General features: G+C 58.7%; 23 protein-coding genes. 15 read left to right on the top strand and 8 right to left on the bottom strand.

Annotation, left to right across the window (positions count from 1 at the left end; genetic code table 11):
- Window positions 1-51 precede the first annotated feature (51 nt).
- From ACR0D6_RS07610 to ACR0D6_RS07620, 3 genes are read left to right on the top strand one after another with little or no spacing between them, the layout of a single operon-like run.
- Entirely contained in the window at window positions 52-255 is a 204-nt protein-coding gene (locus ACR0D6_RS07610) for a DUF2061 domain-containing protein (protein WP_170652193.1), read from the top strand.
- Entirely contained in the window at window positions 248-1,150 is a 903-nt protein-coding gene (locus ACR0D6_RS07615) for a fatty acid desaturase (protein WP_480765051.1), read from the top strand. Before ACR0D6_RS07610 ends, ACR0D6_RS07615 begins: the two co-directional genes overlap by 8 nt.
- 21 nt (window positions 1,151-1,171) lie before the next feature.
- On the top strand, window positions 1,172-2,074 hold the full coding sequence (locus ACR0D6_RS07620; protein ID WP_480765052.1) for an EamA family transporter: 903 nt from the start codon (window positions 1,172-1,174) through the stop codon (window positions 2,072-2,074).
- Here ACR0D6_RS07620 and ACR0D6_RS07625 read toward each other — a convergent pair.
- Entirely contained in the window at window positions 2,071-3,450 is a 1,380-nt protein-coding gene (locus tag ACR0D6_RS07625; protein ID WP_480765053.1) for a DEAD/DEAH box helicase, read from the bottom strand. The genes ACR0D6_RS07620 and ACR0D6_RS07625 overlap by 4 nt on opposite strands.
- A 182-nt stretch (window positions 3,451-3,632) precedes the next feature.
- On the bottom strand, window positions 3,633-4,601 hold the full coding sequence (locus ACR0D6_RS07630) for a glycosyltransferase family 2 protein (RefSeq protein WP_480765054.1): 969 nt from the start codon (window positions 4,599-4,601) through the stop codon (window positions 3,633-3,635).
- A 90-nt stretch (window positions 4,602-4,691) separates the two neighbouring features.
- Here ACR0D6_RS07630 and ACR0D6_RS07635 point away from each other — a divergent pair, with 90 nt between their 5' ends.
- Window positions 4,692-5,462 carry an N-acetylmuramoyl-L-alanine amidase gene (locus ACR0D6_RS07635; RefSeq protein WP_480765055.1) on the top strand — a complete coding sequence of 257 codons (771 nt, stop codon included), beginning with the start codon at window positions 4,692-4,694 and terminating at the stop codon, window positions 5,460-5,462.
- 10 nt (window positions 5,463-5,472) lie between these two features.
- On the opposite strand, the gene ACR0D6_RS07640 is transcribed toward ACR0D6_RS07635, so the two are convergent.
- A complete protein-coding gene (locus ACR0D6_RS07640; RefSeq protein WP_480765056.1) occupies window positions 5,473-7,080 on the bottom strand; it encodes a peptide chain release factor 3 in 1,608 nt (535 codons plus the stop codon).
- Window positions 7,081-7,190: 110 nt separating this feature from the next.
- On the opposite strand from ACR0D6_RS07640, the gene ACR0D6_RS07645 reads away from it, so the two are divergent.
- From ACR0D6_RS07645 to ACR0D6_RS07675, 7 genes are all read left to right on the top strand, one after another.
- Window positions 7,191-7,553: a nuclear transport factor 2 family protein gene (locus tag ACR0D6_RS07645; RefSeq protein ID WP_480765057.1), complete on the top strand. Its 363-nt coding sequence runs from the start codon at window positions 7,191-7,193 to the stop codon at window positions 7,551-7,553.
- Between the two features lie 75 nt (window positions 7,554-7,628).
- Complete coding sequence (locus ACR0D6_RS07650) at window positions 7,629-8,408, top strand: SDR family oxidoreductase (protein WP_480765058.1); 780 nt, start codon at window positions 7,629-7,631, stop codon at window positions 8,406-8,408.
- A 2-nt stretch (window positions 8,409-8,410) separates the two neighbouring features.
- The gene (locus ACR0D6_RS07655; protein WP_480765059.1) at window positions 8,411-9,523 is read left to right on the top strand and encodes a DNA alkylation repair protein; all 1,113 of its coding nucleotides are present in this window, start codon (window positions 8,411-8,413) and stop codon (window positions 9,521-9,523) included.
- Between the two features lie 231 nt (window positions 9,524-9,754).
- Entirely contained in the window at window positions 9,755-10,813 is a 1,059-nt protein-coding gene (locus tag ACR0D6_RS07660) for an ABC transporter ATP-binding protein (protein ID WP_480765248.1), read from the top strand.
- A gap of 123 nt (window positions 10,814-10,936) precedes the next feature.
- Window positions 10,937-11,719, top strand: a complete 783-nt coding sequence (gene surE / locus ACR0D6_RS07665; RefSeq protein ID WP_480449775.1) for a 5'/3'-nucleotidase SurE — start codon at window positions 10,937-10,939, stop codon at window positions 11,717-11,719.
- Window positions 11,716-12,366, top strand: a complete 651-nt coding sequence (locus tag ACR0D6_RS07670) for a protein-L-isoaspartate(D-aspartate) O-methyltransferase (RefSeq protein WP_170652216.1) — start codon at window positions 11,716-11,718, stop codon at window positions 12,364-12,366. Before surE ends, ACR0D6_RS07670 begins: the two co-directional genes overlap by 4 nt.
- A 61-nt stretch (window positions 12,367-12,427) precedes the next feature.
- A complete protein-coding gene (locus tag ACR0D6_RS07675) occupies window positions 12,428-13,591 on the top strand; it encodes a LysM peptidoglycan-binding domain-containing protein (protein WP_480765060.1) in 1,164 nt (387 codons plus the stop codon).
- Between the two features lie 50 nt (window positions 13,592-13,641).
- Here the strand turns inward: ACR0D6_RS07675 and ACR0D6_RS07680 are convergent, their stop codons facing one another.
- Window positions 13,642-14,313 carry a helix-turn-helix transcriptional regulator gene (locus ACR0D6_RS07680; protein ID WP_480765061.1) on the bottom strand — a complete coding sequence of 224 codons (672 nt, stop codon included), beginning with the start codon at window positions 14,311-14,313 and terminating at the stop codon, window positions 13,642-13,644.
- Between the two features lie 21 nt (window positions 14,314-14,334).
- The gene (locus tag ACR0D6_RS07685) at window positions 14,335-14,640 is read right to left on the bottom strand and encodes a hypothetical protein (RefSeq protein ID WP_480449772.1); all 306 of its coding nucleotides are present in this window, start codon (window positions 14,638-14,640) and stop codon (window positions 14,335-14,337) included.
- A gap of 220 nt (window positions 14,641-14,860) precedes the next feature.
- Between ACR0D6_RS07685 and ACR0D6_RS07690 the strand changes: the two genes are divergently transcribed.
- The 4 genes from ACR0D6_RS07690 (at window position 14,861) to ACR0D6_RS07705 (ending at window position 17,417) form a co-directional block, all read left to right on the top strand.
- Window positions 14,861-15,076 (top strand): twin-arginine translocase TatA/TatE family subunit, encoded by a 216-nt coding sequence (locus tag ACR0D6_RS07690; RefSeq protein WP_074734275.1) that lies wholly within the window; start codon window positions 14,861-14,863, stop codon window positions 15,074-15,076.
- A 6-nt stretch (window positions 15,077-15,082) separates the two neighbouring features.
- Window positions 15,083-15,541 (top strand): Sec-independent protein translocase protein TatB, encoded by a 459-nt coding sequence (gene tatB / locus ACR0D6_RS07695; RefSeq protein WP_170652223.1) that lies wholly within the window; start codon window positions 15,083-15,085, stop codon window positions 15,539-15,541.
- Window positions 15,538-16,458 (top strand): twin-arginine translocase subunit TatC, encoded by a 921-nt coding sequence (gene tatC, locus ACR0D6_RS07700; protein ID WP_170652226.1) that lies wholly within the window; start codon window positions 15,538-15,540, stop codon window positions 16,456-16,458. The genes tatB and tatC overlap by 4 nt, the downstream gene beginning before the upstream one ends.
- 116 nt (window positions 16,459-16,574) lie before the next feature.
- Complete coding sequence (locus ACR0D6_RS07705; RefSeq protein WP_480449771.1) at window positions 16,575-17,417, top strand: ATP-binding protein; 843 nt, start codon at window positions 16,575-16,577, stop codon at window positions 17,415-17,417.
- Between the two features lie 83 nt (window positions 17,418-17,500).
- On the opposite strand, the gene ACR0D6_RS07710 is transcribed toward ACR0D6_RS07705, so the two are convergent.
- The 3 genes from ACR0D6_RS07710 to purF form a co-directional block, all read right to left on the bottom strand.
- Window positions 17,501-18,145, bottom strand: coding sequence for an SDR family NAD(P)-dependent oxidoreductase (locus tag ACR0D6_RS07710; RefSeq protein WP_480765062.1), 645 nt, complete (start codon window positions 18,143-18,145; stop codon window positions 17,501-17,503).
- 42 nt (window positions 18,146-18,187) lie between these two features.
- Window positions 18,188-18,436 carry a hypothetical protein gene (locus ACR0D6_RS07715; protein ID WP_480725268.1) on the bottom strand — a complete coding sequence of 83 codons (249 nt, stop codon included), beginning with the start codon at window positions 18,434-18,436 and terminating at the stop codon, window positions 18,188-18,190.
- A 326-nt stretch (window positions 18,437-18,762) separates the two neighbouring features.
- On the bottom strand, window positions 18,763-20,283 hold the full coding sequence (gene purF, locus ACR0D6_RS07720) for an amidophosphoribosyltransferase (RefSeq protein ID WP_170652234.1): 1,521 nt from the start codon (window positions 20,281-20,283) through the stop codon (window positions 18,763-18,765).
- Window positions 20,284-20,953 lie beyond the last annotated feature (670 nt).

The following is a 20,953-nucleotide window of genomic DNA, read 5'->3' on the forward strand; positions in this document are numbered from 1 at the left end:
CGGTTGGCGCGTAACACTTGTTTTACAACAAGAAAAAAATAGGGGTCCGGAATGGAAACGCGGCGAAGATCAGTCGTGAAAGCAATCGTTTGGAATGTGATGGGTTTGGCAATGATGACCCTTGTGGGTCTGATTGCCACAGGTTCTGCCGCAGTCGGCGGAACGCTGGCCCTTGTAAATACAGCCATCGGCCTGACCATGTACATCGTGTACGAGCGTGTCTGGGCAAGCATCAGCTGGGGGCGCAATGTCTGAGCGCCCTGTGCATAACACCCCAGAGTGGGGCACCTTTCTGCTGATCATTGCCTGCTATGCCGCGTGGTTGCTGGTGGCCTTCTGGCTGTCGACCATCGGTTTGTGGCTGGCCATTCCCGTCATGGGGTTGGTTGCGGCCTTGCATTCGTCGCTGACGCATGAGGCGCTGCATGGGCATCCGTTTCGCACCAGATGGATCAACGAAGCGTTGATGGCTTTGCCGCTGACACTTTGCATTCCCTACAACCGGTTTCGTGACCTGCATCTGGCCCACCACCGGGATTCCAACCTGACCGATCCTTATGACGATCCCGAGTCGAACTATCTTGATCCGGTGGTCTGGAATACTCTGCCAGGGTGTAAAAAAGCGCTATATGCCGCCAACAACACTTTGCTGGGGCGCATGGTTCTTGGGCCTGCCATTGGGCAAGTGGCGTTTTTCAGGGACGAATGGCGCGGTGCGATCCGCGGGGATCGTGACATCCTGCTTGCCTGGGCATTGCACATACCGGGCGTGGTGGTGGTGCTGTGGATCGTAGCTCAAACAGCCATGCCGATCTGGGCGTTCGTCGTATCCGCGTATATCGGTCTTGGTCTGGTCAAGATCCGCACCTTCCTTGAGCATCGCGCGCATGAAAAGGTGCGGGGTCGCACGGTTGTTGTCGAAGATCGCGGCCTACTGGCTTTTCTGTTTTTGAACAACAACCTGCACGTTGTTCATCACATGAACCCCAACGCCCCGTGGTACCGTTTGCCTGCACTTTATCGCGAAGGCAAGGAACGCTACCTGACCTGCAACGAGGCCTATGTCTATCGCTCGTATGGCGAGATTTTCCGCCGTTATTTCTGGCGGGCCAAGGACCCGGTTGCACATCCTCTCTGGCCAAAGGGTTGATTTGACGACAAAAGGGAAGCCATGAGTTTATGGATTCCCGTCACCATCGCAGCCGCACTGTTTCAAACGGTGCGGTTTATGCTTCAGAAATCGCTTAGTACCGTCAAACTGTCCGCCGCCGGCGCCACCTTTGCGCGGTTTGCCTATTCAGCCCCGCTGGCGATGCTGGGGCTAATAGTGGTTCTGAGCACAGGTGATATGGATTTGCCGCCGCTGTCTGCGCGGTTCTGGCTGTTTGTGGCGATCGGCGGTACAGCACAGATCCTTGCCACCATCTGTGTGGTTGCCCTGTTCAAACAGCGTAACTTCGCGGTCGGTATCACATTTAAGAAAACCGAAGTCATCCAGACCGCCATAGTCGGCTTTTTGATTTTGGGCGACAGCATTTCGCTGGGGGCATTTGCTGCCATTCTTCTTGGGCTGCTGGCCGTTCTGCTTTTGTCGAAAACACCCGGAGGCGACGGTGTCTGGTGGCGGCACTTGACCAATCGCGCCTCGCAACTGGGGCTTGGTTCGGGCGTCCTGTTTGCTTTCTCTGCGGTCAGCTATCGTGGGGCGTCCCTGCAACTGGGTGATATCGATGCGTGGTTCCGAGCATTGGTGACCCTGGCGGCGGTGACCTCTTTCCAGCTGTTCAGCATGGGGCTCTGGTTGCTGTGGCGGGATCGCGCCGAATTGCGCGCGGTCTGGGACACGCGCCGCACCGGGGTCTTTGTCGGCCTGACCAGTCTTGGCGGGTCATTCTGCTGGTTTCTCGCCTTCACCTTGCAGAATGCAGCTTATGTCAAGGCGATGGGGCAGGTGGAGCTGATCTTTAGCCTCATGGCCTCGACCCTGGTGTTCAGGGAATCCATCACCCGGCGCGAGATCGCAGGGATCGCGCTGCTGGGTCTGTCTATCCTGGTGCTTGTTCTGGCGATTTAACCCGCGCGGCGCTCATCAAAGCTGAGGGCGATGAAGCTGGGCAGATGATCACCCATGCCGACCACACCGCCGCCACCGTTATCGTTTCGATCCCGGTTGCGGCCTCTGGGTTCTTTGCCTTTGCTGCCTTCGGCGGCCTTTCGGGATCTCGGTGCTTTTTCCGGCTTGGCGGCTTTGTCAGACTTGGACGTGTCAGATTTGGGCGCGTCAGCCTTCTTTTCTTCTTCCTTCACCGGGTTTTCCAGACGGGGGATGACCTTCTGGATCAGCTTTTCAATCGCGTCCAGTGCCTTTTCATCCCGCGGCGAACAGATGGTGATGGCCTTGCCTTCACGTCCGGCCCGACCTGTGCGGCCAATGCGATGCACGTAATCCTCGGCGTGGCCGGGAACGTCGAAGTTGAAGACGTGGCTTACAGACGGAATGTCCAGACCGCGCGCGGCCACGTCCGAGGCGACCAGCAGGCGCAATGATCCGTCGCGGAAACCATCCAGCGTTTTCATACGCTGCGACTGATCAAGATCGCCGTGGATTGCAGCGGCGTTGTAGCCATATTTCTTAAGCGACTTCATGCAGATATCGACATCGCTTTTGCGATTGCAAAAGATGATGGCGTTGGTGCATTTGTCGCCTTCGGCATCAATCAGTGCCCGCAGCGCCTTGCGCTTGAGGCTGGCCTCGCGATCACGGCGTCCGGCCTTGAACATCACGACACCCTGTTCGATGGTTTCCGAGGCAGTCGCCTGACGCGCAACCTCGATCCGTTCCGGGGCGGACAGGAATGTGTCGGTGATCCTTTCGATCTCGGGCGCCATGGTGGCCGAGAAGAACAGGGTTTGACGTGTAAACGGCGTCAGCGAGAAGATGCGTTCGATATCCGGGATGAAACCCATGTCGAGCATGCGATCGGCTTCGTCCACCACCATGATCTGAACGCCGGTCAGCAGCAGCTTACCGCGTTCGAAATGATCCAGCAGGCGACCAGGCGTGGCGATCAGGACATCAACGCCGCGGTCGATCAGCGCGTCCTGTTCCTTGAAACTGACGCCACCGATCAGCAGCGCCTTTGTCAGTTTCAGATGCTTGGCGTAGGTGTCGAAGTTTTCCGCCACCTGTGCCGCCAGTTCCCGCGTCGGGCACAGTACTAGCGAGCGCGGCATGCGCGCCCGCGCGCGTCCCCGCGCCAGCAGGGTGATCATCGGTAGCGTAAAGCTGGCGGTCTTGCCCGTTCCGGTCTGAGCGATCCCCAGAACATCGCGCCCTTCAAGGGCCGGAGGGATTGCGCCTTCCTGAATCGGGGTGGGTGTTTCGTAGCCGGATTCCTCAATGGCTTTGAGGACCTTCGGGTTCAGGTTCAGTTCGTTAAATTTTGTCATGTATGTCCGGTTCATGCGGACACTGACCTGGCCCGCGCGTCTGAAAAGTGCCGGGCCCGGATGGCCATGCGCCCCATGCGCGTTTCGGCTTGGGCGGGACATAACAAAAACGTAGGGCAGGGTCAAATGAAGACCACTTAACCTGATTGGCATCGCCTCTGTTTGAGATTTTTCGCAACAATTCAGACGCTTTCGGGAAAGTGTTTCGCCACTTTCCGGTCCAAACTCAGCGGTCTGTGCCGGATCATGCCGAGGTCCTCAAGCCGGGTGCGGACGTCTGGATTGGCACCGCTGATCTCATCGTAGAATTTGCGCAAACCCGCCTCGCCGCCGTCTTCTTCGATCCCGGTGAGAAGTTCATTCATGTTCAAACCGCCGGATTCGCGCGGGACATTGGGGGCCATATCAGCCTGATAGGATCCGCGCGCCAGACGGAACCGGTAATGCGCCAGCCAATGATCCCAGTCAGGGGCGTGCCGGTGGCACAGGTCTACCTGCGGCAATTCGGTGTCGCAGGGCAAGGGCTGTCTGAACTGGTACAGATTGTGGATGCGATAGCTCAGCTTCGGCAATCCGGTTCGGGCGAACAGTTTGCCCTGAAGATGGCTGAAAAAGCCGCCCCGAACGAACTCACCGTAATTTGGATAGATCGACTGAACCAGCGCCGCGCGTTCGGGGCCGGCTGGAATGAAGGCTTTGTACAGTTCCTCACCGCCCGCCAGGGCCTCTAGCGGGCGAGTTCGAACGGCTGGGACTTCGGGAGGCACAGCGGCCAGAAGGTCGGTTATGGGGGTTAGGGGCCACAGAAATTCGTCGATGTCGATATGGGTCAGCCAGTCCAGATCGGTGTTCCGATAGGTGAACGTGGCGTTATCGGTCTGGCGAACCTGATGTTTTTCCGGACGTTTGCGTCGTCGGCTGTCCCAATAGGCATCGTCGCAGACACGCACGTGGATTTTGGGATGGGCGCGCAGCGCATCGAACGCCTGTTGGTTGGGCTCGTCCAGGTACAGGTACATCCGGTCTACGCCCATTTCCAGGTGATAGGCCGCGAATTTCAGGATGTCTGGGACCTGTCCGCGGATTGTCGACACGATGCCCCATGTCGGGGTGGTCACGCGGTCCTGGGGGGCTGATGGGGCTTGGGTCATCGCGACGGGGTCTGTTTTGGGGCTGTGCCGAATTGTGATACAATCGCGCCACTTTAATCAGTTCATACCTTTGTTTTTAAGGAGATTACAATGACACGTATCGTACCTGCCTCGTGGATGCCGGACGTTGAGATGGATCGTATTCACCTGCATTGGACCGCCGGAGCGCATCGTGCCAACAGTGTCGACAAGAAAGCCTACCATATTCTGGTGGAAGGCGATGGAGAGCTTGTGCGCGGAACCCGTTCAATTGCCGACAACGCACGCCCCATGAGCTCCAACTATGCCCGCCACACCAAGGGTGCAAATACCGCGGCGATCGGGGTGTCGCTGTGCTGCATGGCAGGTGCCAGGCGGTCTCCGTTCGATGCGGGTTCGCATCCCATGACACAGGTCCAATGGGATCGGGCCATGTTGGTTGTGGCGGATCTAGCCGAGAAATACGGGATCATTGTGACGCCAACGAAGATTTTGACTCACGCCGAAGTCGAGCCGAACCTGAATGTTCCTCAGAACAACAAGTGGGATATCATCCGACTGGCTTTTGACCCTTCGGTTGTCGGACATCGTGAAGTGGGCGAATTGCTGCGCTCCAGCGTGGCGGCCGAGATGGACGATGGCCCCAACCACTCCGTTGACGACATGCCGGCCGAGATGAAGGCGCCACGTTACCGCGTGTCGGGTGTAGCGCCCGCACATCTGAATTTCCGCAGGTCGCCCGGCGGTGAAAAGGTCGGCGCATTGCCCGAGCGTACAATCGTGGAGCGTCTGGGTGTTGACGGCGCGTGGTGGCGCGTCCGCACCCGGCAGGGGTTTGTAGGGTACGTTTACTCTACGTTTCTGAAGGCAATTGATCCTTAAACGGGTCTGACTAGGTCATCATCTCTTTGGTCGCGGTCAGGCTCAGGTCCGGATAGTCACGGACGACCCGGTCGATGTCCCATTGAAGGCGGGTCAGATAGACGATGTCGCCGTCATGGTCATGGGCGATGTGCTGCTTGTTGGCGTTGACGAATTTTTCGACTTCGGCCTTTTCTCCGCTGACCCAGCGGGCCGAGGTGAATTGCGAGGCTTCAAACCGCACGGGCAGGCCGTATTCCATCTCGATCCGGCTGGCGAGCACTTCGAATTGCAACGCGCCGACGACGCCGACGATAAAGCCAGAACCGAATGAGGGTTTGAACACTTTGGCAGCACCTTCTTCGGCAAACTGCATCAAGGCCTTTTCCAGATGCTTGGCCTTCATCGGATCGCCCGCACGCACACCTTGCAGCAGTTCAGGTGCAAAGGACGGGATGCCCGAGACGCGCAGCGCCTCGCCCTCGGTCAGGGTATCGCCAATGCGCAACTGGCCGTGGTTGGGGATGCCTATGATGTCACCGGCCCAAGCCTCATCCGCCAGTTCCCTGTCGGAGGCGAGGAACAGCACCGGGTTCGAAATCGCCATCGGCTTTTTCGACCGCACATGGGTCAGCTTCATGCCGCGCTTGAAATGGCCGCTTGCCATACGCACGAAAGCCACGCGGTCGCGGTGCTTGGGGTCCATGTTGGCCTGCACCTTGAAAACAAAGCCCGCAACTTTCTTTTCGTCAGGTGAAATCTGACGCGGTTCAGCGGACTGAACTTGTGGTTGCGGGCCATAGGCGCCGATACCCTCCATCAGTTCCTTGACACCGAACGAGTTGATGGCCGAGCCGAACCAAATCGGGGTCATGTGCCCCTCGAGCACCGCCTGCGGGTCGAGTTTGGGCAGCAATTCGCGTGCCATCTCGACCTCTTCCAGCAGTTTTTCCAACAGATGCTCGGGTACGTGTTCGGCCAGTTTCGGATCGTCCAACCCGTTGATTTCGATGCTTTCCGCCACTTTGTTGCGGTCGGCGCGGTCCATCAGCTCCAACCGGTCGCGCAGCATGTCATAGCAGCCGATGAAATCGCGACCCACGCCGATGGGCCACGCGGCTGGTGTGACGTCGATGGCGAGCATTTCCTGAATTTCGTCGATGATTTCGAACGTATCGCGGCTTTCGCGGTCCATCTTGTTACAGAAGGTCAGGATCGGCAAATCGCGCAGGCGGCAGACTTCGAACAGTTTCTGCGTCTGGCTTTCGACACCTTTCGCGCCATCGATCACCATCACCGCCGCGTCCACCGCCGTCAGCGTGCGATAGGTATCCTCGGAAAAGTCCGAGTGACCGGGCGTATCCACCAGATTGAACCGGAAGTTGTCATAGTCGAACGACATGGCTGATGCCGAGACCGAGATACCGCGATCTTTTTCCATCTGCATGAAGTCCGAACGCGTGCGCCGAGCCTCGCCCTTGGCGCGCACTTGGCCGGCCATCTGGATGGCGCCGCCGTACAGCAGGAACTTTTCGGTCAGCGTCGTCTTGCCCGCATCCGGATGCGAGATGATGGCGAATGTTCTGCGCCGCGCAATCTCGGGCGGCAATACGGGTTGGTTCGTGGCGGTATCAAGCATGTGCGCGCGTATAGGCGTGGAATCCTGCCGAGGCAAGACAAAGGGGGGTGGTTCGAATCATGTGGCTATGGCAATAAGAACATATAGTGAACAAATGATGGAGTGGACCAATGAATTTGAAAGAAATCGCTGACGAGCTGGTGGCTGGTTGCCGCGAAAACCGGGCCAAAGAGAATCTTGAAAAGCTTTATGCGCCGGATGCGGTCTCGGTCGAGGCGATGGAGATGGCAGGCATGGGGCGCGAAATCCATGGGCGCGACGCTATTCGTGGCAAGCACGAGTGGTGGGAAAGCGCGCATGAGGTGTCGGGCGCATCGGTCAGCGATCCGTTTCCCCATGGCGATGACCGCTTTGCCGTGATCTTTGAAGTGCAGGGAAAGGTTAAGGAAACCGGCGAGGCATTCGATATGCGTGAAGTGGGTGTCTACCACGTCGCCGATGGCAAGATCGTCCGGGAAGAGTTCTTTTATTAAGAGCTGACTGCAATTCTGGCCTTCTTTGACGGGGCGGTGTTAGACATGCGGGCAACGACTGTCAGGGAGGGTCAGATGGACCTAGGAATTCAAGGAAAACGTGCGCTGGTCAGTGCCAGCAGCAAGGGGTTGGGTCTTGGCTGCGCCGAGGCGCTGGCGGCCGCGGGTGTAGATCTTGTGATGAACGCGCGCGGCGCCGAGGCGCTGGAGGCCGAAGCGGCGCGGTTGCGGTCCGAGCACGGGGTTGAGGTGCAGACTGTCGCTTGCGACGTAACTTCGGCCGAAGGTCAGGCGCAGGTGATCGAAGCTGCGCAGGGCGTTGATATTCTGGTCACAAATGCCGGTGGTCCACCGCCCGGACTGTGGTCGGATTGGGATCGAGACGATTTCATCAAGGCGCTGGATGCCAACATGCTGACACCGATTGCGTTCATGAAGGCATTGTTGCCGGGGATGATGAACAAGGGCTGGGGTCGGGTGGTGAATATCACCTCGCAATCCGTGCGCGCGCCGATTGCCGCGCTTGGCCTGTCCAATGCGGCACGCACAGGGCTGACCGGGTATGTCGCGGGTACCTCGCGGCAGGTGGCGCCCCATGGAGTGACGATCAACAACCTGCTGCCGGGCATTCACGCCACGGACCGGGCGGATTCGCTGGACGGCGGTGTGGCGGCGCAAAAGGGGATTTCCATGGATGAGGCGCGCGCGGAACGTGCCGCGACGATCCCTGCGCGCCGCTATGGCACGCGGCAGGAATTTGGTGCGGCCTGTGCGTTCCTGTGTTCGCAACATGCCGGTTTCATCGTCGGGCAGAACATTCTGTTGGATGGTGGCGGAACAAACTTGACGATGTGATGATGGCGCAAAATTTTTCACTTAAAGATCAATTGTTTAATGCTGAAAAGACCCGCTATCTGGCGGGGCTTTTCGCCGAGGGCGAACCTGGGTTTGATGCCGCAGGGTTTGAGGCACAGGTCATGGATCGCCTGCCGGAGCTTGAGTTGAAGGAAAGGATGGCGTGGATCGCCACCTGTCTGCAGGCGGCAGTTCCGGGTGAATTGCCAGAGGTCGCCCCGGTGATCCTGCGCGCCCTGCCGCCGCCGCTGGACCCAAACAAGACGGATGACGATTTCGGTGACTTTATCTTTGCGCCGCTGGGGGATTGGGTTGCAGCGGTTGGTCTTGAGCATCCTGCGCTGGCGCTGGATGTGATCGAAGAGTTGACCCAGAGATTTTCGATGGAGTGGGCGATCCGTCCGTTTCTGAACCAATGGCCGGATGTAGTGATGGCGCGGATGCAGGAATGGTGCCTGCATTCCAGTTACCACGTGCGCAGGCTGGTCAGCGAAGGTACCCGGCCGCGCCTTCCCTGGGGAATGGCCGTTGGATTGGAGCTGAGCGATCCGCTGCCGTTGCTGGACCAGTTGCACGGAGATGGGACGCGATATGTCACGCGGTCCATTGCAAACCACTTGAACGACATAGCAAAGAAGGACCCAGATCTTGTTCTGGATCGTCTAAAGGGATGGCGCGACGGAAATCGCCAGCGCCCGGACGAGTTGCAATGGATGACCTCTCATGCATTGCGCGGGTTAGTGAAGGCCGGCCACCCCGAAGCGATGAAACTGCTTGGTTTTGACCCTGATGCTGATCTGACAGTTTCGATCAGTCTGGACGGAGAGGCCCGGATCGGTGATGCGCTGGAGTTTTCGGTCGACATCGAGGGGCAGGATGAACAGCCAGTTTTGGTCGATTATATTATTTATTTTCAGCGCCCTGGCGGAAAAACCTCAGCCAAGGTTCACAAACTGAAACAAGCCAAGGTAAAGGGCGGCGGCCTGAGGCTGGGAAAACGGCACAAGCTGAAGGGTGATGCGACGACGTTCAGGCTGGTCCCGGGGTCACACCGGCTTGAGATACAGGTCAACGGACGGGTGCGCGCAGGCCTGGATTTCGAACTTTTGGAATGATCCGGTCCGAAATTGCACGATATGTGTTTCCGTGAAGGCGACGAGTTTCTGCTCAGGTGAGACTAACGCGGCCATCGTTGCAAATTCGCGATCAGGTGGCGCACCGTGGTTCGGTTGCTGCTGACGCCTTGCGCCCGAGGGGATGGGTTGTTATCCCCGCGCAAGCCCGATGGATTTGATCGGGAAAGGCAATGGGGTCCATCGGTGACGGATAAGGCAATTCCTCCGCGTCTGGAAATCCGCAATCTTGTGTGCCGTTTTGGCGGGCGCACAGTCGTTGACGACGTTTCGCTCAGCATTCAGGCCGGTCAGGTAACCTGTCTTTTGGGCCCGTCCGGGTGCGGCAAATCGACGACGCTGCGGATGATCGCCGGAGTCGAGATGCAGAATTCCGGCGAAATCTATGTGGACGGCAAGCTTGTCTGCGACACGGTGTTTCGTGTGCCGCCCGAGCGGCGTGAAATTGGCCTGATGTTTCAGGACTTTGCCCTGTTTCCTCATCTGAGTGTTGCCGACAACGTGGCCTTTGGCCTCAAAGGCGGCAAGGATGAAAAACGCGCGCGGGTCGAAGAACTTTTGGCCAAGGTCGACCTGATGCGCTTTGTCGACGGGTTTCCGCATCAGTTGTCTGGGGGGGAGCAACAGCGGGTTGCCCTTGCGCGTGCTCTGGCGCCACGCCCGCGGATCATGTTGATGGACGAGCCGTTTTCGGGCCTCGACAACCGTTTGCGTGATGGCATTCGGGATGAAACGCTGGCCATTCTCAAAGAAGAGGATGCCGCTGTTCTACTGGTCACGCATGAACCGGAAGAGGCCATGCGCATGGCCGACGAGGTCGCGTTGATGCGGCGTGGCAAGATCGTTCAGCAGGGCGCACCTTACAACGTCTATACTCGCCCTGTGGACAAGGAAGCTGTCGCATTCTTCAGTGATCTTAATGTCTTGCAGGCGCAAGTTAACGGAGCCCTGGCGGACACGCCGTTTGGACAGTTTCTGGCGCCGGGCGTTCCGGACGCTACGGATGTCGAGATCGTCTTTCGACCTCAGCACGTGAAGCTGGATTTCGACCGCAACGGTAAGGGCCCGATGCCCACGCCGAGCGATGGCGTGCCTGCACGGGGTGTTGTCGAGCGCGCCCGGTTTCTGGGCAACGAAAGCCTTGTGGAATTCCGGATGGATTTCGACGGCTCGATCCTGAAAGCTACTGTGCCGAACGTCTTTGTGCCGCAGCCGGGGCGGGTGATGTGGCTGACGGTGCGGCGCAACCGTTGTTTCGTGTTTCCAGCCTGAGACAGAGCATTATGTAGTTTACCGGCAAGTGGTGCGCGAATGCCGCATATTGCGGGCAGGGTCAGCTTGCCGCGACGCGGGGGCGGGTCTATCAAGGGCCAAACCGCGGGTGGAGCAGGCTTTATGCGAATTCTTCTGACAAATGACGATGGTATCAACGCACCGGGGCTGGCTGCGCTGGAAGGTATTGCGCATGATTTGGCTGGTCCGGACGGCGAAGTCTGGATCGTTGCGCCTGCGTTCGAACAATCCGGTGTGGGGCATTGCATCAGCTATACCCATCCGATGATGATCGCCAAACTGGGTGAACGCCGCTATGCCGCCGAAGGGTCTCCGGCCGATTGCGTTTTGGCGGGGCTGCATGACGTGATGAAAGACAATCCGCCGGATCTGGTTCTTTCGGGTGTCAACCGGGGCAATAACTCGGCCGAGAATACTCTGTATTCCGGTACGATCGGCGGCGCGATGGAGGCGGCGCTGCAAGGTTTGCCCGCGATCGCGCTTTCGCAATATTTCGGCCCACGTAATCTGGGTTTGGAAGATCCGTTCGAAACCGCGACGAGGTATGCGGCGGATCTGATCCGGCGCATTTTGGACGCGACACCCGAGGAGCAATCGGATTACCGGTTGTTTTATAACGTCAATTTCCCGCCGGTTCCCGCTGGTGAGGTTCTGGGAACGCGCGTTGTTCCGCAGGGCTTCCGCCGGGACACGCATTTCGGGGTTGAACCACACAGCTCGCCATCGGGCCGTCGTTTCCTGTGGATAAAGGGTGGCTATCAGCACAACCCGACTGCGCCGGGAACAGACGCCGCAGTCAACCTTGAAGGCTATATCTCGGTGACGCCGATGCGGGCGGATCTGACCGCGTATGACGCGCTGGAGACACTGAAGACGATCGAATGAGCGGACCAAGCCCTGAAACAAAAATGCAGTTTCTGTTTGCCCTGCGGTCGCGTGGGGTGACTGACGCGCGCGTGTTGGCCGCGATGGAGCAGGTAGACCGCGGTCAGTTCGTCAAAGGGCTGTTTTCTGAACGCGCCTATGAGGACACACCTTTGCCCATCGCCTGCGGGCAAACGATCAGCCAGCCGTCTGTGGTGGGACTGATGACGCAGGCCCTGGAAGTGCGCCCAAGAGATACGGTTCTGGAGATCGGTACGGGCTCGGGCTATCAGGCAGCAATCCTGTCGAAGCTGGCGCGCCGGGTCTACACGGTTGAGCGTCACAAGCGGCTGGTGCGCGAAACCGGTCAGCTGTTTCGGGACCTTGGGATGACGAATATTACGGCAATGCTGTCCGACGGCTCACATGGTTTGCCTGAACAGGCGCCGTTTGACCGTATCATCGTGACTGCGGCCGCCGAAGATCCGCCCGGGCCGCTCTTGGCGCAGCTGAAAATCGGCGGTATCATGGTCTTGCCCGTGGGCCAGTCGGATGCGGTGCAGACCCTGATCAGGGTCAGACGCACTGAAACCGGTCTGGACTATGACGAATTGTTGCCCGTCCGCTTTGTTCCCCTGATCGAGGGGCTGGGTAAGGACGAGGTCTAGAAAGTATCTGCTTTATGTGCCGAAACCCCGGCCAACAGGGGCGGCCTTTGAGGATAGAGAGATGAGAGCAGTTTCAAAATCAGGTATTTTTCGCCCTGCGACCGCGGTCGCGGCATTGATGGTTCTGGCTGCTTGCGAAGGGCCGCTGGACTACGACCTGCGCGGTCAGCTGGGTGGTTTTTCCACCACCAACGCTGCGCAGACCGCCAGCACATCCAGCCGACCGGCACCGGATGCGCGTGGTGTGATCACGTATCCGAACTATCAGGTTGCGGTCGCAAAAAGCGGTGACACCGTCAGAGATGTCGCGGCGCGCGTTGGTCTGCCCGAAGGGGAACTGGCGCGATTCAACGGGTTGTCCACAGACGATGCGTTGCGAGAGGGTGAAGTGCTTGCCTTGCCGCGCTCGGTCGGCGGAGCGGCAGGCACTGTCGATATTGAGACTATCGCTACTACAGCCATCGATTCCGCTCCGGGCACGGAAGCGGTGCAGACGACAACGCTGGAACCGGCCAAACCCGCGCCTGCGCCGGTTGCGGCCGGCCCGGAACCCGTTCGACACAAGGTCAAACGCGGAGAGACGGCCTATACCATTGCGCGCCTCTATCAGGTGCCGGTCGAATCCCTGGCGGAATGGAACGGGCTGAGCTCGGATTTCATGGTACGCGAAGGGCAGTTCCTTCTGATCCCGGTCAAGAATCAGGCCGCGCCGCAAGCAACCGTGGCCCCGACGGTGGTTGAACCGACGTCGCAGCCGGGGCAGGGGTCGCAGACGCCGACGCCACCCAGTGCGACGCAACCATTGCCCGATGAAAATATCGCGCCGCTTACACCTGCGCCCGATGTGACCGCAGAGGCGCCCAGTGGCGCGGCAAATTCGGCGCTGGCTCTGCCGGTGTCCGGCAAGATCGTTCGGCCATACAGCAAGGGTAAGAATGAAGGCATCGACATCGCGGCAGCGCCGGGTACCGCAGTGACCGCAGCCGAAGCGGGAACCGTGGCGGCAATCACTGCTGATGCGGATCAGGTGCCGATCGTCGTGGTGCGGCACAAGAACGACCTGCTGACGGTTTATGCCAACGTCGATGCGATCTCGGTCAAAAAGGGCGATCGGGTCAAGCGCGGGCAAAAGATCGCGTCGCTGCGCGGAGGTGACAACGCCTATGTGCATTTCGAAGTGCGTCAGGGGTTCGAGTCAGTCGACCCCGAGCCCTATCTGAAGTAGCAAATATCGGGGCCATTGCTCTTGCGAGGGCATGCCGGGTCTAATGCCCGTCAGGCGTCTGGATCATAGTCGGCCAGACGTTTGCCGGGCTCATCAGCAAAGACCTCGGGCAATGGTGCGACGGCCTCGATCAGATCAATCCGAAATACGCGGAACGCGTCACGCAACTCGCACCACGCGGTCAGTGTCCAGACGCGGCCCCAATATTCCATGTGCAGCGGACGGATGGTCCGGTCTGTGGAAACCCCGTCGATCCGGCGGTAGGACAGACGCAATTTCTGGCGTGATTTGATTGCGGCCCGGATCGGGGCCATGTGGGCCAGTCCACGCGCGGCATCGGCAAAGGGGTAGACCGCGAATTTCCAGGCATCAGCTTCGGCGACAACCTGTGTCGGCAGGACGGTATCAATCTTGTCGGCCAAAGATTCTGCTGCAGCTTTGAGGTCCGGGTCGGCGGCCTCGGCCACAATGGCCATCCCGAGGTTCAGCGCCTCCAACTCGGCCGGTGTCAGATTGAGCGGGGGTAGGGTGATCTGTTCGCGCACCATGTAGCCCACACCGCGTTCGCCCTCGACCGGGACACCCGAAGCGACAAGTGTGTCCATGTCGCGATAGATCGTGCGGACCGAAACCTCAAGCCGGTCCGCGATGTCCTGCGCGCGGTGCAGTTTGCCGTCGCGCAGAATCTGGATGATATCGAACAGACGGTCAGTGCGGCGCATGAAACGCCGTCCGGACCGCCTTTAGGCGGTCATGTTCCATAGCACGTTCTCATGACGCATCTGGACGCTGTCGGGGTTGATTACCGCCATCAGGGCCGGGGCAAAGTCCTGTTGCGGGAATTGCGCGGCGGCATCTTGCGCGGCCTTCATGTCTTTCCAGATGACATAATCAGTCCAGCGGCCATCCTCACCCTGGCTCAACTGGCGATGGGCAAAACCGGGGGCGGCGCGGACAAAAGCCTCGGACGCCTGACTGAGTTTAACGAACTCCTCCGGGGTGGTCCCATTGGCGAGGGTAAAGGTGACGATTTCTGCGACGTGGGTCATTTGAGTCTCCGTTGACCAGGTTTCGATGCCTCTTCCTAGTCACCTTCAACTGACATAAACCTGTCAGTTGAGGAAAGCGAGTCCCCAAAAATCGCGCAATCACATCAATTTTGAACACCAATTTGATCTGCTTCCCTTTTGTGGGCGGCCATGGGGGCGTAAACACAGGTCGAAATCGAATTCCCGGCGCGCTCAGCGCCGACGCAAAAGGAGAAAAGACATGCTCAACAATATCGGTCTTCCCGGTCTTCTGCTGATCGCCGTTGTGGTGCTGGTTCTGTTTGGCCGTGGCAAAATCAGTTCGCTGATGGGCGAAGTGGGCAAGGGCATCACCTCGTTCAAGAAAGGCGTCAAAGAAGGCGCGGACGAGCTGGAGCAGGATGCTTCGGAGCTGGCCAAGGACGTTACGCCCGAGACCGACAAGGACAAGGTCTGATCCGGCATGTTTGATCTGGGCTGGACCGAACTTCTGGTCATTGGCGTCGTCGCCCTGATTGTGGTGGGGCCAAAGGACTTGCCGGTGCTGTTTCGCAACGTCGGCCGCTGGGTAGGCAAAGCCCGGGGTATGGCGCGCGAGTTCAGCAACGCGATGAACGAAGCGGCGGACGAGGCTGGTGTGAACGAGATCCGCAAGGGTCTGAACGCGGCGACGAATCCGGTCGGTACTGCAATGGACAGCGTCAAGGAAGCGGCGCAGGACATGGCGAAAAGCATTGATCCAACCAAGTTCGACTCGGAAAGCGAGACCGGCAAGCTGGCCGCTGAACGGGCCGAGCAAGCCAAGAAAATTCAGGCCACCACTGCCCGCGCCGCTGCGGAACGGAAGGCCCAGGAAGCCGCTGATGCGCTAGCCAAGGCCGAAGAAGCCGAGGCCGCGCTGAACACTGAAAGCAAGACATGACCAACACCGACGAGATCGAGGATTCCTCGGCCCCATTGATTGAGCATCTGGCCGAGTTACGCACGCGGCTGATCCGCGCGGTCATTGCGTTTATTGTCGGCATCGTTGTGGCGTTCACAGTTGCGGAACCGATCCTGCAGTTTTTGGTGCAGCCGATCGAGGCAACGTTGCGCGAACTGGGTGATCCATCACCGACACTGCAATACACCTCACCGCAGGAATACCTGTTTACGCTGTTCCGGATTTCCATGGTTTTCGGGTTTGCATTGGCGTTTCCAGTGATTTCGTATCAGCTGTGGCGTTTTGTGGCGCCGGGGCTGTATCGGTCTGAAAAGGGCGCGTTTCTGCCGTTTCTGATCGCGTCACCGTTCATGTTCCTGCTGGGTGCTGCCTTTGCTCAGTTTGTGGTCACGCCGTTGGCGATGCAGTTCTTTCTGGGCTTTGCGGACGTCAGTTCGATTTTTGCCAATCTTCTGTCGGCGACAACCGGTGATGTTCCGGAAGAGATCGTGGTCGTTCCGGAAACCACTGAAGGTGTGAAGATCACGTTCTTCGGCAAGGTCAACGAGTCACTCGATATCACCCTGAAGTTCATCCTTGCCTTTGGTTTGTGTTTTCAGTTGCCTGTTCTGCTGACGCTTATGGGCAAGGCCGGGCTGGTCAGCGCCGAGGGGCTGGGCAGTGTTCGAAAATATGCGATGGTGGGCATTCTGGTCTTGGCCGCACTTGTTACGCCGCCGGATGTGATCACTCAGATCATCCTGTTTGTTGTCGTCTATGGCCTTTACGAAGTGTCGATCTTCCTTGTCGCGCGGGTCGAAAAGAAGCGTGAGGCGCAATTGCGGGCCGACGGCTACTATGACGATGAAGAGGCCGAGGATGAGGCCATGATGGCAGAGTCCGAATCTGACAAGTAATCAATTCGGAAAATCAGAAAGCAGGCGCACCGTTCCCGGTGCGCCTTTTTCTTTTGAACCCTTGTTGTGAGCGGCGGAACGTGGTTTGAAACCCGCCAGTCAGACCGGAGGAGCGAATGGACGACCAATCCCTGAACCGTATCGCAGAAGCACTGGAACGGATGGTCCCGGCGCCTCTGGCCGCGCCTGATTTCAATTCCGCCCCGGCATTCGTGTGGCATGTTGAACCGGATCGGCTGGAACCGGTGGTGCAGGTCAACCGGGTTGATCTGGACCTGCTGGTGGGCATCAACCGGTCCCGCGATACTTTGCTGGATAACACGCGGCGGTTTGCAGCCGGGTTCAAGGCCAATAATGCGCTGCTCTGGGGTGCGCGCGGTATGGGGAAATCCAGTCTGGTCAAATCCGTGCACGGAACACTTCAGACCGAACACCCCAATCTGAAGCTGGTCGAGCTTCAGCGCGAGGATATGGGTTCGGTCGCGCGTCTGCTGAACCATCTGCGCGCCGCGCCCTATCGCTTTATTCTGTTTTGCGATGACCTGTCATTCAGTCACGATGATCAGCATTACAAGTCACTAAAGGCCGTGCTGGACGGGGGCATCGAAGGGCGGCCCGAAAACGTGGTGTTTTATGCCACCTCAAACCGTCGCCACCTGATGCCGCGCGACATGATCGAAAACGAACGCTCCAGCGCCATCAATCCCTCTGAGGCGGTCGAAGAGAAGGTGTCGCTATCGGACAGGTTTGGCCTGTGGTTGGGTTTTCACCCCTGCGATCAGGATGAATATCTGGCAATGATCGACCGGTATTGTGCGGCGTATGGTGTGCAAGTCGAACCAGAAGCCCTCCGCGCCGAAGCCATCGAATGGCAGGCAACGCGCGGCGCCCGTTCAGGACGTGTGGCCTGGCAGTTCTTTGTCGATCTGGCAGGGCGCAACGGCGTTCATATCCAATAGAAAAAGTCGAAGGGGCAGCGCGACCTGCAACTTCTTGTCGTTCCAGTTACGGCTGCCAGAGGCATGGCCCGGAACGGGCCATCCTACAACAGTTCAAGAATGCGCTGTGCCTCGTCAGCCGGTTTGGCCAGAACCGATCGGTCTTCACCAGGATGGAAACGGGCTCGCAAGGCAGTCGCCATGGGCTCTGGTTCGACGATCTTCACGCGCGGGCCGGTGCGTACCGTTTCAGCGGCCCAGCTGCGTGCCAGCGCCATCTGCGAAGCCTTGGTTGCGCCATAGGTGCTGAAGAATTTCTCGCCTGCCTTCGGGTCGTCAAAAAACACAGCCTGTCCCGTTTCGCCCAAAAGCGGTGCGACATAGGGGATCAGAACAGATGTGGCCGTCGCGTTCACGTCCACCGACTTTTTCCAGTCCTTGGGGTCGATAAACGGCGCAGGGGTCAGGGGGGCGGTGTGGATAGCCGTATGCAGCCACAGATCCAGTTTGCCCCACCGATCATGAATACCACGGCACAGCGTGGCCATCGCGTTGGGGTCGGTAATATCCATCGGTGCAAGTGTCGCGGACCCGCCTTTCGCCTGAATGCGATCGTCCAGTTCCTCCAGCCCGCCGGTGGTACGGGCAACGGCGATGATATGGTATTGGGGTGCCAGCGCCTCGGCCAGGGCTGCGCCCAATCCGCGTGAGGCCCCGGTGATGAGGGCAAGTTTGGTCTGATCGGTCATAGGCGGGGTTTGAACCGATGCGCGCTAAGCGTCAAGTCAGGATCAGCGTCCCGGGATGGCGATCCGCCTTGTCTGGCCGCTTTGTCGCAGCATGACGCCGTGCTCATCGATCGCAACGACTGTGCCCGAAGCCACGCGGCTGCCCGGTTTAACCTCTTTTACTCGGCCAGATGACAGGCGCATCAGCGCCCGCATGTTGGTTTTTGAGCCAAAGACTCCCAAAACGGAAACCGAGCTCTTCTTGAGCGCGCCCTTTTGTGTGGCCGCGCTTTTGACGGTGGCGTTTGACATGGTTCGTGGCCCGAAAAGCATTCGGACCCCTTGTTTTATGAGTGGTGTTAGCCGCCGGTTATCAAATCGGGCAGGGGAACAAAAGTCCTGTCGGGGGCGGTAGGACACCACGCGGTGAGCGCGCAGGGAAGCCTTTGCAATTGCAATCTGTTCATCGAAGAGTTGTAGGCGGGAATGTACCGAAAGGTACTCAACAGGTATTACAGAAAACGGGCGTCAGAGTGTTCCAACGCCCGTTCGGGATGTCGATTCGCCGTCTTTGAATCAGGTCCTAACCACTGGAATTTCCGGCAGACGCCTCGAAATCCGGTTATTGGTAGACCGTTTCAACCAGAGGCCAGTTTCGCCGCGTTCCACGACCCGCCGACAACTTGCATGTCTTGTTTCTTTTTGCTTGCGCGGCTGCTGTTTTCCAGACTGTCCAGATAGTCGTCGGTGACGCCGGTTACGTAATTGCCGTCAAAGCACGAGCAGTCGAAGGCCTCGATCTCGGGGTTGCCTTCCTTGGCGGCCCAGATCAGATCGTCTAGGTTCTGATAGAACAGCGCATCCGCGCCTAGTTCCTGCCGGATATCCTCGATCTCTTTGCCATTGGCGATCAGTTCATGCCTTGTGGGCATGTCGATGCCATAGACATTGGGATATTTCACGGGGGGAGAGGCGCTGGCGATATAGACCTTCTTTGCACCGGCCTCGCGGCACATCTGCACAATCTTCTTGATCGTGTTGCCGCGCACGATGGAATCGTCGATCAGCAGCACATTATGCCCAGCAAATTCCAGCGGCACGGCGTTCAGCTTGCGGCGCACGGATTTCTGCCGTTCCTCCTGACCGGGCATGATGAAGGTGCGGCCAACGTAACGGTTCTTTACCAAACCCTCGCGGTAGGGGATGCCGGTGATCTTGGCGGCCTCCAGCGCGACGGGGCGGGCGCTGTCGGGGACAGGGATGATCCGGTCGATCTCAAGCCCCGAATCCTGAATTTGCTTCGCCAGCGTCTGCCCCATGCGCATCTGGGTCTTGTAGACCGACACACCATCCAGCAGCGAATCCGGGCGGGCCAGATAGACATATTCGAAAATGCAGGGGGTCAGCTTGCCTTCGACCGCCTGGAATTCATGCATGTTGCCGTCGAGGTCGATCAGGATCGCCTCGCCCGGGTTCAGGTCGCGCAGCTTGTCGAATCCGTTGATGCCAAATGCCACGTCCTCGGACGCAAAGGCGTAATCGTCACCGTCCCCCGGAGCCTCGCGCCGGGCCACCGACAGCGGGCGGATGCCGTTGGGGTCGCGGAAGGCCAACATGCCGACGCCAGCGACCAGACAGATCACCGAATAGGCCCCCTGCACCCGCTCCATCGTCATCTTGACGCCCGCAAACAGGTTGCGGATCGGGTCGGCATTGCCGTTCACCTTGATCGCATCGGCCACCTTGTCGGCCAGCACGTTCAGCAGAACCTCGGAATCCGAGGTGGTGCGCAGGTGGCGGCTGTATTTTGCAGTGACCTTCTCGCGCTGTTCTTCGGTGTTGGTGATGTTGCCGTTATGGACCAGATAGATGCCATAGGGCGCGTTGACGAAGAACGGCTGTGCCTCGGACGCGCTGAGCGAGCCTGCGGTGGGATAGCGCACATGCCCGATCCCGACCTTGCCCAATAGCGTTTCGGCGTCGCTGGCACCAAACACGTCCTTGACCAGACCGTTGGCCTTGCGTTCCCGGAAGAACTCGCCCGTATAGGTGACGATACCCGAGGCGTCCTGACCCCGGTGCTGCAGCATCAGCAGCCCGTCATAGATTTCCGCAAAGACATCATCTGTCCTGTTTGCGATCCCCAAAATCCCACACATATACGGGCTCCAATTTCTATGACGTTGTTACGCTGAGTTTGACCGGCATTTCGGATCGGTTTGTCCACCCGTCAGGGACCTTGCCTGCAAGTGGGGCTGTTTCACATGCCCAGACAACTGATATCACTGCGACGAGCGCACATGAAAACAGAAAGAACAAGACCGGCAGCTCCGATTCCGTGGCGGGTTTGGCACTCACATAATGCCTCAGACGGCCCGTGTCACCAAAGGATCACATTTGTTGCAGCCGCAACATGCGCGAAAGCCGATAATGCGAAGGCTTTGCCAACAAATAATGACAAAACAGACGGTATGTGCTGTCATATTGTGGAAGTGGTCTTGAACGGGTGATCAGCGGGCAGGCGGGACGTACCGATGTGGGAACACAAGCCGCAAGGACGTAAGGACGAGCCGGTAAAAAGGCGGTGCCATCGGTGTCGCGGGTCGGGACGCGCTCCTTGTCAGATTTGCAATGGAACCGGGCAGGTGTTCAAGGGCACGGATATCTATGGCAACAGGCAATACAATCAATGCAGCGGTTGTTTTGGGCTGAAGAGCACCCGGTGTTCGATTTGTGGTGGTGAAGGATTCATCAACAGTTGAACGACAGGACGGCTGGGCAAAACGTCTTGGGTCCAAATGAGAATGCCCGGCGAAATGCCGGGCATTT

It is taken from the genome of Ruegeria sp. BJ6, assembly GCF_056537885.1.

Bases quoted from the DNA above. Each gene is read 5' to 3' on its own strand.
- ACR0D6_RS07610 (WP_170652193.1), top strand. From the start codon at position 52: ATGGAAACGCGGCGAAGATCAGTCGTGAAAGCAATCGTTTGGAATGTG.
- ACR0D6_RS07615 (WP_480765051.1), top strand. From the start codon at position 248: ATGTCTGAGCGCCCTGTGCATAACACCCCAGAGTGGGGCACCTTTCTG.
- ACR0D6_RS07620 (WP_480765052.1), top strand. From the start codon at position 1,172: ATGAGTTTATGGATTCCCGTCACCATCGCAGCCGCACTGTTTCAAACG.
- ACR0D6_RS07625 (WP_480765053.1), bottom strand. From the start codon at position 3,450: ATGACAAAATTTAACGAACTGAACCTGAACCCGAAGGTCCTCAAAGCC.
- ACR0D6_RS07630 (WP_480765054.1), bottom strand. From the start codon at position 4,601: ATGACCCAAGCCCCATCAGCCCCCCAGGACCGCGTGACCACCCCGACA.
- ACR0D6_RS07635 (WP_480765055.1), top strand. From the start codon at position 4,692: ATGACACGTATCGTACCTGCCTCGTGGATGCCGGACGTTGAGATGGAT.
- ACR0D6_RS07640 (WP_480765056.1), bottom strand. From the start codon at position 7,080: ATGCTTGATACCGCCACGAACCAACCCGTATTGCCGCCCGAGATTGCG.
- ACR0D6_RS07645 (WP_480765057.1), top strand. From the start codon at position 7,191: ATGAATTTGAAAGAAATCGCTGACGAGCTGGTGGCTGGTTGCCGCGAA.
- ACR0D6_RS07650 (WP_480765058.1), top strand. From the start codon at position 7,629: ATGGACCTAGGAATTCAAGGAAAACGTGCGCTGGTCAGTGCCAGCAGC.
- ACR0D6_RS07655 (WP_480765059.1), top strand. From the start codon at position 8,411: ATGGCGCAAAATTTTTCACTTAAAGATCAATTGTTTAATGCTGAAAAG.
- surE (WP_480449775.1), top strand. From the start codon at position 10,937: ATGCGAATTCTTCTGACAAATGACGATGGTATCAACGCACCGGGGCTG.
- ACR0D6_RS07670 (WP_170652216.1), top strand. From the start codon at position 11,716: ATGAGCGGACCAAGCCCTGAAACAAAAATGCAGTTTCTGTTTGCCCTG.
- ACR0D6_RS07675 (WP_480765060.1), top strand. From the start codon at position 12,428: ATGAGAGCAGTTTCAAAATCAGGTATTTTTCGCCCTGCGACCGCGGTC.
- ACR0D6_RS07680 (WP_480765061.1), bottom strand. From the start codon at position 14,313: ATGCGCCGCACTGACCGTCTGTTCGATATCATCCAGATTCTGCGCGAC.
- ACR0D6_RS07685 (WP_480449772.1), bottom strand. From the start codon at position 14,640: ATGACCCACGTCGCAGAAATCGTCACCTTTACCCTCGCCAATGGGACC.
- ACR0D6_RS07690 (WP_074734275.1), top strand. From the start codon at position 14,861: ATGCTCAACAATATCGGTCTTCCCGGTCTTCTGCTGATCGCCGTTGTG.
- tatB (WP_170652223.1), top strand. From the start codon at position 15,083: ATGTTTGATCTGGGCTGGACCGAACTTCTGGTCATTGGCGTCGTCGCC.
- tatC (WP_170652226.1), top strand. From the start codon at position 15,538: ATGACCAACACCGACGAGATCGAGGATTCCTCGGCCCCATTGATTGAG.
- ACR0D6_RS07705 (WP_480449771.1), top strand. From the start codon at position 16,575: ATGGACGACCAATCCCTGAACCGTATCGCAGAAGCACTGGAACGGATG.
- ACR0D6_RS07710 (WP_480765062.1), bottom strand. From the start codon at position 18,145: ATGACCGATCAGACCAAACTTGCCCTCATCACCGGGGCCTCACGCGGA.
- ACR0D6_RS07715 (WP_480725268.1), bottom strand. From the start codon at position 18,436: ATGTCAAACGCCACCGTCAAAAGCGCGGCCACACAAAAGGGCGCGCTC.
- purF (WP_170652234.1), bottom strand. From the start codon at position 20,283: ATGTGTGGGATTTTGGGGATCGCAAACAGGACAGATGATGTCTTTGCG.